An 11,932-nucleotide genomic window follows, 5' to 3' on the forward strand; every position below is an offset into this window, starting at 1 on the left:
ACGAGATAGACGATGACGATGGCGACGTCCACAGCTCACTCCGTCCAGTCGAGGTGGATCACGGTCGGGCGGTCGGCGCCCAGCGCGTCGTGCACCAGCTCGCCGATGGCGGCGGTGTCGGTGGTGCGCGTGCCGTGCGCACCGAAGGCGGTGGCGAGCAGCGCGAGGTCGGGCACGTGCAGGTCGACGCCGACGGGCGCGATGCCGCGGCTGTGCTCCTGGTCGCGGATCTCCCGGTAACCGCCGTTGTCCACCACCACGATCGGCAGCGGCAACCGCAGCTCGACGGCGGTGGCGAGCTCCTGCACGGAGAACATGAACGCGCCGTCGCCCAGCAGCGTCGCGACCGGGGAACCCGGCCGGGCCAGCGAGGCACCGATCCCGGCCGGCAGGCCGTAGCCGAGCGTGGCGTAGCCCGGGGTGTAGCAGAACCGCCGCGGCGCGGGCACGTCGAAGAAGTGCACCGAGCCGAAGTAGGTGACCTGCGAGCTGTCGCCGGTCAGCACGCCGTCGGCGGGCAGTGCCGCCCGGACCGCAGCGTTGACGGCCTCGTAGGGACCGGCGTCGTGGCGGGCCTCGGCGCGACAGGCGGCGCGCAGCTCGGCGGCCCGGGCGGAACCGGTCGTAGCGCGCGGCCGGTCGGTGGGTAGCGCGGTGAGCACCGCCCAGAGCGCCTCGGCGGCGTCGGCGAGCAGCGTGACGTCGGCGCGGCAGTTCTTGTGCAGCTGCCCGGCCTCGACGTCGACCCTGATCACGGCTTGACCGCCGATCCGGCCGTCCCACAGGTCCGCGTCGCCGAGCTCGCTGCCCACGACGAGCAGCGCGTCGCTCGCGGCGGCGGCGTCCTGCAGCGCCCGCAGCCGCATCGCGGCACCGACCGACAGCGGGTGCCCCTCGTCGAGCACACCCTTGCCGTTCACGCTGGTGGCGACGGGTGCGCCGATGGCCTCGGCCAGCGCCGCCACCTCGGTGGCCGCGTCCACGGCACCGCCACCGGCGATGATCAGCGGGCGCTGCGCGCGGGCGAGCTGCGCGGCCGCACGGGCGGCGGCGACCGGGTCCGGTGCCGGGGCGCTCGCCGTCGTCGCGGCGCGTGCGGTGCCGGTCCAGACCTGCTCCAGCACGTCGATCGGGATCTCGACGTGCACCGGCCGCGGACGCGTGCCGCGGAACGACGCGAACGCGTCGGTGACGGCGTCGGCGGCCTCGTCGGCGCTGCGGACGCGGCGGCTCCAGCGCACCAGGTGGTCCATGGCGGCGCGGGAGTCCTTGGTCTCGTGCAGCAGGCCGAGGTCGCGGCCCTCGCTGCCGGTCGGGACGCCGGGGGAGAGCACGAGCATCGGCTGCGACTCGGCGTACGCGGTGGCCGCCGCGGTCATGGCGTTGGTGAGGCCGGGCCCGCTCGTCGTCACGACGACACCGGGCCGCCCGCCGACCCGCGCGTAGGCCTCGGCGGCGTACCCGGCGCCCTGCTCGTGGCGCGATGTGACCGGCCGGATCCCGGCGTCGCGCAGGTGCCGGTAGAGCTCGAGGTTGTGGGTGCCGGGTATGCCGAAGATCGTGTCGACGCCGTTGGCCGCGAGCGTCTCGACGACGGCGGCGCCACCGTTGCGGTGGTCGGTCATGACGGCTTCCCGAGTGCCAGCACCGACAGCAGCTCGTACGCGACGTGCGCAGCGGCGATGCCGGTGATCTCGGCGTGGTCGTAGGCGGGCGCGACCTCGACGATGTCGGCGCCGACGATGTCCGTGCCGACGAGCGCGCGCAGCGAGTGCAGCAGCTCGCGGCTGGTGAGCCCGCCCGCCTCGGGGGTGCCGGTGCCGGGAGCGTGCGCGGGGTCGAGCACGTCGATGTCGACCGAGACGTAGACCGGCCCGTCGCCCAGGCGTGCGTGCATGCGCTCGATGACCGTCGCCAGTCCCTGCAGCTGGTAGTCGTCGGTGTGGATGACCTGGAAGCCGAGCACGCCGTCGGCGGTGAGGTCATGGGCGCCGTAGAGCGGTCCGCGGATGCCGACGTGCATGCTGCGCTCGGGATCGATGAGGCCCTCCTCCGACGCGCGGCGGAACGGCGTGCCGTGGGTGTACGCGGCGCCGAAGTAGGTGTCCCAGGTATCGAGGTGCGCGTCGAAGTGCAGCACCGCCACCGGGCCGTGGTCGCGGTGCACCGACCGCAGCAGCGGCAGCGCGACGGTGTGGTCGCCCCCGATCGAGAGGAGCTTCGTGCCGCCCTCGCGCAGGTCGTTGGACGCGTGCTCGACGGTGCGGATGGCCTCCTCGATGTCGAACGGGTTGATCCCGAGGTCACCGGCGTCGGCCACCTGCTGCGCCGCGAACGGCGAGACGTCCAGCGCCGGGTGGTAGGGGCGCAGCAGCTTCGACGACGCCCGGACGTGGGCGGGCCCGAAGCGCGCGCCCGGCCGGTAGGAGACGCCGGTGTCGAACGGCAGGCCGAGTACCGCGACGTCGGCCCGGGTGACCTGGTCGAGGCGGGGGAGCCGGGCGAACGTCGCGGGTCCCGCGTAGCGGGGGACGGCGGACGCGTCGACCGGTCCGATCGGGGCTGGCTGGGTCACCGGGCTCCTCCTCTGCGGGTTGTGTCCAGAAGGGTGACGGCCGGGCGGACCTGCGCGAATAGCGGAACTGTCCAAGCACGGGAATCGAGACTCGCCGAATCGGACAACGTGGCGGAGGATGGCGCGATGCTGACGGTCGAGGGTCTGGTCGCCGACCGGTCGCTGGGCCTGCGGGTCTGCGCGGGTCACGCCGGTATGGGCCGGTCGATCGAAGCTGCCGCGGTGTCGGAGCTGATCACGCCGTGGGCGTGGCTCCAAGGTGGCGAGCTGCTGCTGACGATCGGGCTGATGCTCCCGCTCACCGCCGAGGCCTGCACGACCTACGTGCAGGGGCTCGACGCCGCGGGGGTGCCGGCGCTCGGGATCGGGCTGGGCGCGGAGCTGCGGTTCCAGGAGGTGCCGCCCGAGCTCGTCGCCGCCGCGGAGGCGGCGGGGCTGCCGCTGCTGGCGGTGCCGGAGGAGATCCCGTTCGTCGCCGTCACGAAGGCGGTGTTCGGGTTCCACGCCCGCGAGGAGCGCAAGCAGCTGGAGTGGGCGGTGCGCACCCAGCGGGCGCTGACGGCGGCGGCCGCCGCACCGGGCGGGCCGGGCGCGATCCTGGCCGCGCACGCCCGTGCGACCGGGCGGACCGGGCTGGTCGTCGACCTGCTCGGGCGGCTCGTCGCCGAGTCCGGCTCGGGCGGTGCGGAGCTGGCGGCCGAGCTGACGGAACTCGTCGACACCGTGCGCGGGCAGGGGCTGCTCGCGGCGGGCGTCGACGTGACGCCGCAGCGGCGGCGCGAGGTGCACCCGCTGGGGTCACGGCGGTTGCGGGCCTGGCTGCTGCTCGACGGGCCGTCGGACGCGGCGGTGTCGCATCAGGTCACCGGCGACCTCGTGTCACTGCTGTCACTGGAGCTGGAGCGCCGGCACGGGCTGGGCGCGGCGCAGCGGCGCGGCCGGGCGCAGGTGCTGGCGCGGCTCGCCCGCGGCACGGTGGACGACCTCGTCGCGGCGAAGTGGCTGGAGTCCGTCGGGCTGCCGGACACCGACCTGCGGGCCGCCGCCGTCGCCGCGCCGTCGGACGCCGACGACCTCGCGGCCGACCTCGCCGCCGCCATGCCCGGCGCGCTCGTGCGGGTGGCCGGGGAGATCGTCGAGCTGGCGGTGCCGGTGGACGCCGACCTCCCCGCGGCGCTGGCGACGCTCGTGCCCACCCGGGCGGCCGGGATCGGCATCGGGGTGCGCCCCGGCGCGGTCGCGGTGTCGCTGCGCCAGGCGCGCTCGGCGCTGCCCGACAGCCGGATCAGCGGGCGCCACGCCCACGCGAGCGACATCGCGAGCAGCAGGCTGCTGCTGGCAGCCGTCGAACCCGACCGGCTGCGGGCCTACGCCGATGCGGTGCTGGGCCACATCGACAGCGCGGAGCGGGGGGCGGAGCTGCTGCGCGCGCTGACCGTGTTCCTGGAGCACAACGGGCACTGGGAGGCGGCGGCCGCGGCGCTGCGGGTGCACCGCCACACCGTGCGCAACCGGATCGAGGCGGTGGAGAAGCTGACCGGGCGGCGCATGGCGTCGGCACAGGACCGGCAGGAGCTGTGGCTGGCGCTGCGGGCCCGGGACGTCTCCAGCATGAGCGTGGAGGAGTAGTCGGGCCGGGGCGGTGGGGCGGCGCGGGCCCGTCGGGTGCCGTTGCAGGGAGCCCCGTCGGCAGGCCACCCGCGCGCGGCGATGGCAGGAAAGCCACTTTCCCGCAACGACGTTGCGGGAAAGTGGCTTTCCTGCAACGTCGGCGACGCGGGAGGAGGGCCCTACGTCCGCGGCACCGCCACCCCGCGGATCGAGGCATCCAGCAGCTGGACCGGGTGCAGCAGCGGGATGTCGACCCCCAGGTGCTTGCCGATCTGCAGCAGGCAGCCGGGGTTGGCGGTGACGATCACGTCCGGCTCCACCGATCGCACGTTCTCGGCCTTGCGCACCCCCAGCTCGGAGGCCGCCTCCGGCGCGATCATGTTGTAGATCCCCGCCGAGCCGCAGCACAGCGCCGCCTCCGGCAGGTCGACGAGCTGCACCTCGGGAATGCTGCGCAGGACCGCCCGGGGCTGCTCCCGCACCTGCTGGGCGTGGCCGAGGTGGCAGGCGTCGTGGTAGGCGACGCGCGCCCGGACCGGGTGCCGCACGGCGCGCGGCTCGCCGGCGGCGAGCACCTCGTGCACGTCGCGCACCTTCGCGCTGAACTCCTGTGCCCGCGTGGCCCACTCCGGGTCGTCTGACAGCAGGTGGCCGTACTCCTTCATCGACGAGCCGCAACCGGCGACGTTGGTGACGACGTGGTCGACGGGCAGCGTCCCGAACCGCTCGACGGTGCGCCGGGCCCGCACCAGCGCCGGGTCCTCGCGCCCGGCGTGCAGCTCCAGCGCGCCGCAGCACTGCTGCGCGCGGGGCACGAGGACGTCGTAACCCTCGGCGGCGAGCACCCGCACGGTCGCGGCGTTGACCCGGTGGAAGAACACGTCCTGCACGCAGCCGGTGAGCAGCGCTACCCGCCCGCGACGCTCCCCGACGGCCCGCGTGATCACCGGGAGCGTGGCGAACGCGTCGCGCAGCGAGACCGGTGGCAGCAGCGACTCCATCGCCGCCAGCCGCCCCGGCAGCTTCGCCGCGAGCTTCGCGACGATCGGGGCCTTGCGCAGCTGCTGGTAGAGCGCGCCCGGCAGCGCGGCCGCGCGCAGCCTGCGCCGGTAGGGGAACAGCGCGAAGATCGCGTTGCGGAACAGCCGGTCCGGGCGCGACCGCTCCACGTTGCGCTCGATCTGCGGGCGCACCGACTCCAGCAGCCGGTCGTACTGCACACCCGACGGGCACGCCGTCACGCAGGCCATGCAGCCCAGGCAGGCGTCGACGTGGTCGGTGAGCGCACCCGCGAGCGGGATCTCGCCCTTCTCGGCGAGGTCCATGAGCAGGATCCGGCCACGCGGCGAGTCCATCTCCTCGCCCCACAGCTGGTAGGTGGGGCACGTCGGCAGGCAGAACCCGCAGTGCACGCAGTCGTCGAGCAGCTCCCGCTCCGGCGGGCGGTGCGCGTCGAACGCCGAGCTCCGGATGTCGAACTCCGTCACATCCACTCCCTGAACCGGCCGGAGCCGAATCGGTCCTGCGGGTCCAGCGCGGTCTTGACGGCCTTCAGCACGCCGAGCGCCGAGGGTGGTGGTCCCCACGCGGGGACGTCGGCGCCAGCCGGGCGGGCCCGCACCACGGACGTGCCGCCTGCGGCGTGCACGAGCGCGTGGGCGTCGGCGACGGAGCCGGGTGCGAGCGCGACGGTGGCCACTCCGGTGCCGAGCCCCGCGGTGATCGACACCACTCCGGGCAGCGACGCGAGCAGCGCAGGGAGCCGGGAGGGTCGGGCACCGACGCGCAGCACGGCGGCTCCGGTGGCGCCACCGGTGAGTTCGACGTGGCGGGCGAAGGCATCGGCGCCCGAGCGAACGGCACTCTCGTCCACACCGGGTGCACCATCGTGCCGCTCGCTCGAACCGAGCAGCCGGCTCACCCGCTCCGCACGCTGTTCGAGAGCGCCTGCGGAGCCCTCGAGGCGCACGAGGAGCTCGCCGTCGACGTCGCTCTCGCCCACCCACTCCAGTGCTGCGGGTTCGAGTGGCTGCGCCAGTACTCGCACGGCGTGCTCGGCGGCCTCGGCGAGGGAGCAGGGCAGCACGATCGTCACCGACCCGCGGGGGAGCGGGTGCAGCCGCAGCACGACCTCGGCGATGACGGCGAGGGTGCCGTAGGAGCCGTGCACGACCTTGGTCAGGTCGTAGCCGGCCACGTTCTTGATCACGTGCCCCCCGGTGCGGGCGACCGTGCCGTCGGGCAGCACCAGCGTGGCGCCGATGACGAGGTCGCGCAGCGAGCCGTGCACCAGCGCGCCCGGCCCCGCGTCGGCCGTGGCCAGCAGGCCGCCGACGGTGGCGCCGTCGCCCACCCGGGCCGCGTCCAGGGCCACGTACTGACCGTGCGACGAGAGCTCGTCGCACAGTGCACGCAGCGGCATGCCGGCGTTGACCGCGGCCGTCATGTCCCCGGGGTTGTGGACGATCACGCCGGTCAGGCCGGTGGTGTCGAGCACGGCGTCGACCGCGCCGAGCCGGCCCGCCCAGTCGGCTGCCGTGCCCGCGCCGGCGATCGCGATCCGGCCGGAGGTGTCCAGCACGGCATCGCGCACCGACCGCAGATCGGTGGGCGCCAGCCTCGTTGTGGTGCTCGCGAGCTCGCTCATAGCCGCTCGATCACCCCTGCTTCCTCGAGCGGATGTGCCTTGTACTTGCCCGGACGCTCGCCGCACAGGCGCGGCGTCGGGATGATCTTGCCCGGGTTGCAGAGCCCGTGGGGGTCGAACGCGCCGCGCACCCGTCCCATCACGGCGAGGTCGTCCTCGCTGAACATCTTGGGCATCGAGCAGGCCTTGTCCATGCCGATGCCGTGCTCGCCCGAGAGCGAGCCGCCCAGCTCGACGCACAGCTCGGCGATCTTGCCCGACAGCACCTCCGCCTGCTCCGTCTCGCCCGCCGCGGCGCTGTAGAGCACGAGCGGGTGCAGGTTGCCGTCGCCCGCGTGGAAGACGTTGGCCACGCGCAGACCGGCGTCGACGCCCATGGCCGCGATCCGGTCGAGCACCTCGGCGAGCCGCGTGCGGGGCACCACGCCGTCCTGCACGAAGTAGTCCGGCGAGATGCGCCCGACGGCGGCGAACGCCGCCTTGCGCCCGCGCCAGATGGCGGCGCGCTCCTCGATCGAACCCGCGATGTGCAGGCGGGTGCATCCGTGCTTCTCGCAGATGGCCTTGACCTGCTCGAACTGCAGGTCGCACTCGGCGTCGGGGCCGTCGAGCTCGACGACGAGCGCGGCCGGAACGCCCACCGTGTAACCGGCGTGGACGGCCTGCTCGGCGGCCTCGATGGCCAGGGTGTCCATCATCTCGACGGCCGCGGGCACGATCCCGGCGGCCACGATGTCGGACACGACATCGCCTGCGGCGCCGATGGAGGGGAAGTCGGCGAGCAGCGTGCGCACCGACTCCGGCGTGCGCAGCAGCCGGACGGTGATCTTCGTGGTGATGCCGAGCGTGCCCTCGGAGCCGAGGAACACCCCGCGCAGGTCCGGCCCGGCCTGCTCGCCCGTGTCGCTCCCGAGCGTGACGATCGAGCCGTCGGCGAGCACGACCTCGGCCGAGAGCACGTGGTTGGTGGTGAACCCGTACTTGAGGCAGTGCGCCCCGCCCGAGTTCTCCGCGACGTTGCCGCCGATCGTGCAGACCTGCTGGCTCGACGGGTCGGGCGCGTAGTAGAGCCCGTAGGGCGCGGCCGCGGCCGTGATCTCGAGGTTGGTGACGCCCGGCTCGACAACGGCACGGCGGTCGACCGGGTCGACGTCGAGGACCCGCTTGAGCCGGGTCAGGCTGATGACGACGCCGTCGGCGACGGGCAGCGCACCGCCCGACAGGCCGGTGCCCGCGCCCCGCGCGACGAACGGAACGCCGTGCTGCGCGCAGACGCGCACGGCCGCGGCCACCTGCTCCGCGGTGCGGGGGAGCAGGACGAGTCCGGGCACGACGCGGTACCCGGTGAGCCCGTCGCACTCGTAGGCGCGGCAGCGTGCGGGGTCGCTGATGACGTCGCGGGGCTCGAGCGCCGTCTCGAAGGCGCGCTGCACGGTGGCGCCGAGCGTCATCGAGTCCTCCTGAATGCCGGGCTGAACAACGGGAAGCCTACGTCGAGAGACTCCGAGATGCGACCGCAAGTTTTCACGATGTGAAAAATGTAATCCGCCTGATAGAAACTTGCCCCCACAAGGGCATGCCGAGGAAGGTAGGGTCCGTGACCGAGGAACTCCAGATCGCCCCCGCGCTGCGCGCGTTCGTCGCCGAGGAACTGCTGCGCGGGCTGGACCTGGAGCCCTCGTGGTTCTGGGACACGTGCGCCGCGTTGCAGGCGCGGTTCGCCCCATCGATCGCCCGCCTGCTCGCCCGCCGCAACGAGCTGCAGGCGCAGATCGACGCCTGGCACCGCGAACACGGCGTCGGCGACCTCGACGCCTACGAGGAGTTCCTCACCTCGATCGGCTACCTGGTGGCGCCCGCCGAACCGCGCGTGCACATCGGCGACGTAGACGCCGAGATCGCCACCGTCGCAGGTCCACAGCTCGTGGTGCCCTCCACGGTGCCGCGCTACGCGCTCAACGCGGCCAATGCGCGGTGGGGGTCGCTGTTCGACGCGCTCTACGGCACGGACGCCCTGCCGCCCCGAGAGATCGACGCGAGCCACGAGCTCGCCCGCGGCTACGACGAGGCCCGCGGCGCGCAGGTCATCGCCGAGGCCGACCGGCTGCTCGACGAGCTGTTCCCGCTCGCACTCGGCAGCCACGCCGACGCGTCGGGCTACCGGGTGGTCGACGGCGCGCTCGTGGTCGACACGGGCGACGGCGAGCAGACCGTGGCCGACTCCGGACAGTTCGCCGGCTCGGGCGACGGGGTGATCCTGTTGCGCCGCAATGGGTTGCATGCCGAGCTCGTGATCGACCCCGCCCATCGGGTAGGCCGCCAGCACCACGCGGGGATCGCCGACATCGTGCTGGAGTCGGCGGTGACCACGATCGTCGATCTCGAGGACTCGGTGTCCACCGTCGATGGGGCCGACAAGACCGAGGCCTACCGGACGTGGCTGGGGCTGATGACCGGAACGCTGGTCGCCAGCTTCCGCAAGGGTGGCGAGACCGTCGAGCGCACCGTGCACGGCGACCGCGACTACACCGCACCCGACGGCGCGGCGCTGACCCTGCCCGGGCGCTCGCTGCTGCTGGTGCGCACGGTCGGGCACCACATGACCACCGACGCCGTCACCGTCGGGGGCGCCGACGTCGCGGAGGGCGTGCTCGACCTGCTGGTCGCGGCCACGGCGGCGCTGCACGACCTGCGGGGGCTGGGCCGCTACCGCAACTCGCGCGCCGGCAGCGTCTACATCGTCAAGCCGAAGATGCACGGGCCTGAGGAGGTGGCGCTCACCGTCGAGCTCTTCGCGGCCGTCGAGGGGGCGCTGGGCCTCGCCGCCAACACCCTCAAGCTCGGGATCATGGACGAGGAACGCCGCACGTCGGTCAACCTCGACGCGTGCATCGAGCAGGCCGCCGAGCGCGTCATCTTCGTGAACACCGGCTTCCTGGACCGCACCGGCGACGAGATCCACACCGACTTCCTGGCGGGTCCGGTGGTGCGCAAGGACGACATGCGCGCCACCGCGTGGCTCACCGCCTACGAGGACCGCAACGTCGACGTCGCGTTGCGTGCCGGCTTCCCCGGCCAGGCGCAGATCGGCAAGGGCATGTGGGCCAAGCCGGCCGCCATGGCCGCGATGCTGGAGCAGAAGGGCGCCCAGCCGCTGGCAGGAGCCAACTGCGCGTGGGTGCCGTCGCCGACGGCCGCCACCCTGCATGCGCTGCACTACCTGCGCATCGACGTGCACGCCCGCCAGCGCGAGCTCTCCGGCCGCACCACCGACCGGCGCGAGCTGCTGCGCGTGCCCGTGCTCGACGTCGAGCTCACGGAGGAGGAGAAGCGCCACGAGCTGGAGACCGACGCGCAGTCGATCCTCGGCTACGTCGTGCGCTGGGTGGGGCTGGGCATCGGCTGTTCCACCGTGCCCGACCTGGAGGGCGTCGGGCTGATGGAGGACCGCGCCACGCTGCGGATCTCCAGCCAGCTGCTGGCCAACTGGCTCCACCACGGGCTCGTCGACGAGGCGACGGTGCGCGACGCGTTCGCGCGGATGGCCGCCGTCGTCGACGAGCAGAACGCGGGGGAGCCCGGCTACCCCCCGATGGCGAAGGACCTGGAGGGCAGCGAGTCGTTCCAGGCCGCACTGGACCTGGTGTTCAGCGGCCGCGCGGAACCGAACGGCTACACCGAACGCGCCCTCACCCAGTGGCGCCGCAAGGCCAAGCACTCAGCGTAGCCAGAGCCCCGTCGAGACCGACGTTGTGATGATCAAAAGGCTCTGTTGATCATTGTAACGTCGTTCTCGACGGGGTGCTGTGACCTAGCGTGATACCTGCTTCCAGCCGTCGGTGAGCTGGGTGCGCAGGGTCGGCAGGTCGATCTGGTTGCCCAGGTAGCGCTGCAGGGCCGGGGTGGCGATCTGGTCCTTCCACTGCGGGTAGCGCTCCACCGACTGGAACGGGGCCGTGGTCAGGTGCTCGGCACCGGCCAGCGTCGCGGCCCAGCCGTCGGCGCCGCCCGTGGCCGACGCGACGGCGGTACGGGCCGCGCCGGACGTCGGGATCAGCCACTCACCCTGCGCCACCGCGGCGAGGTTCTGGGCCTGCAGGTAGTACTCGATGAACTGCGTGGCCTGCGCGACGTTCTTGCTGTCGGCGGGCACCGAGAGCGTCTGTGGGTTGGCGGCCTGGTTCGCCGACGCCCCGGCCAATGCGGGCAGCACCGTCCAGGAGAACCCGGCCGGCGCGGCGGCCTTGATCTGCTGCGCCGCGAAGCTGCCGGCGACGATCATCGCGTAGCGGCCGTCGAGGAACGCCTTGACCACGTCCGAGCCGCTCTGGGTGAGCGACGTCTGGTCCAGCGACTTGTCGACCCACGCCATGTCGTGGATGCGCCGCGGCACCTCGAGCTCGGCGTCGCCGATCTGCACGGCCGTGGCGGGCCCGGTGCCCGTGAAGAACTGCGCCCCGAAGTTCACGCCCATGCTGACGACGGTGGCCGTGGGCTGGCGCAGCCCCCAGCCCAGCCCCTTGGACGTGGCGGTGGTCGCCGCGCGCGCGGCCGCCGCCAGCTGGTCCCACGTCCAGGTGGCGCCGGTCGGCGGCGTCACCCCGGCCTGCGCGAGCAGCGCGGTGTTGGCGAACACGACGTAGGACTGCAGCAGCGTCGGTGCCGCCACGGTCTTCCCGTCGACGGTGACGGTCTGCCACACGCCGTCCGGGATGCTCGCCCGGGTCGTGGGCGAGAGCGCCGGACCCAGATCGGCGAGGTAGCCCTGCCTCGCGAAGCCGGTGATGTCGGCCGACTCGTCGTGGATGACGTCCGGGGCGGTGCCGCCCTGGAACTGCGTGACGAGCTGGTCGTGCACCGCGTCCCAGCTGCCCTGGGTGAGGTCGACGTGGATGTCGGGGTGCGCGGCGTTCCAGCTGTCCACGATCTTCTTCGTGGCCGCGACGCTGGGCTCCTGGAACGCGAGGCTCTGGAACTTCAGCGTGACCGGCCCGCCGCCACCCCCGTCGGGCCCCGACGGCGCGGTGGCGCAACCCGCCACGAGCAGCGCGGCGGCCGCCGCAGCCACGAGGCCGAGCCGGCGTCCGTTCATGATCGCT

8 protein-coding genes are annotated in these 11,932 nt (G+C 73.5%); 2 read left to right on the forward strand and 6 right to left on the reverse strand.

Features of this window, described 5'->3' with window-relative positions; all coding sequences use genetic code 11:
• Positions 1 to 35 precede the first annotated feature (35 nt).
• Together ACFPFQ_RS36395 and speB are read right to left on the reverse strand one after the other, a co-directional pair.
• On the reverse strand, positions 36 to 1,625 hold the full coding sequence (locus tag ACFPFQ_RS36395) for a 5-guanidino-2-oxopentanoate decarboxylase (RefSeq protein ID WP_379627223.1): 1,590 nt from the start codon (positions 1,623 to 1,625) through the stop codon (positions 36 to 38).
• On the reverse strand, positions 1,622 to 2,575 hold the full coding sequence (gene speB, locus ACFPFQ_RS36400; RefSeq protein WP_379627225.1) for an agmatinase: 954 nt from the start codon (positions 2,573 to 2,575) through the stop codon (positions 1,622 to 1,624). The genes ACFPFQ_RS36395 and speB overlap by 4 nt, the downstream gene beginning before the upstream one ends.
• Positions 2,576 to 2,701: 126 nt before the next feature.
• Between speB and ACFPFQ_RS36405 the strand changes: the two genes are divergently transcribed.
• Entirely contained in the window at positions 2,702 to 4,204 is a 1,503-nt protein-coding gene (locus tag ACFPFQ_RS36405) for a PucR family transcriptional regulator (RefSeq protein ID WP_379627227.1), read from the forward strand.
• Between the two features lie 161 nt (positions 4,205 to 4,365).
• Here ACFPFQ_RS36405 and ACFPFQ_RS36410 read toward each other — a convergent pair whose 3' ends face one another.
• The 3 genes from ACFPFQ_RS36410 to ACFPFQ_RS36420 are packed head-to-tail and all read right to left on the reverse strand — an operon-like array spanning position 4,366 to position 8,284.
• Positions 4,366 to 5,673: a (Fe-S)-binding protein gene (locus ACFPFQ_RS36410; RefSeq protein ID WP_379627229.1), complete on the reverse strand. Its 1,308-nt coding sequence runs from the start codon at positions 5,671 to 5,673 to the stop codon at positions 4,366 to 4,368.
• A complete protein-coding gene (locus ACFPFQ_RS36415; RefSeq protein WP_379627231.1) occupies positions 5,670 to 6,833 on the reverse strand; it encodes an FAD-binding oxidoreductase in 1,164 nt (387 codons plus the stop codon). The genes ACFPFQ_RS36410 and ACFPFQ_RS36415 overlap by 4 nt, the downstream gene beginning before the upstream one ends.
• Positions 6,830 to 8,284 carry an FAD-linked oxidase C-terminal domain-containing protein gene (locus ACFPFQ_RS36420; protein WP_379627233.1) on the reverse strand — a complete coding sequence of 485 codons (1,455 nt, stop codon included), beginning with the start codon at positions 8,282 to 8,284 and terminating at the stop codon, positions 6,830 to 6,832. Before ACFPFQ_RS36420 ends, ACFPFQ_RS36415 begins: the two co-directional genes overlap by 4 nt.
• Positions 8,285 to 8,430: 146 nt before the next feature.
• On the opposite strand from ACFPFQ_RS36420, the gene ACFPFQ_RS36425 reads away from it, so the two are divergent.
• Positions 8,431 to 10,560: a malate synthase G gene (locus ACFPFQ_RS36425; RefSeq protein ID WP_379627235.1), complete on the forward strand. Its 2,130-nt coding sequence runs from the start codon at positions 8,431 to 8,433 to the stop codon at positions 10,558 to 10,560.
• 84 nt (positions 10,561 to 10,644) lie between these two features.
• Here the strand turns inward: ACFPFQ_RS36425 and ACFPFQ_RS36430 are convergent, their stop codons facing one another.
• Positions 10,645 to 11,925 carry an extracellular solute-binding protein gene (locus ACFPFQ_RS36430; protein ID WP_379627237.1) on the reverse strand — a complete coding sequence of 427 codons (1,281 nt, stop codon included), beginning with the start codon at positions 11,923 to 11,925 and terminating at the stop codon, positions 10,645 to 10,647.
• Positions 11,926 to 11,932: the final 7 nt, after the last annotated feature.

This window comes from Pseudonocardia sp. GCM10023141 (genome assembly GCF_042653605.1).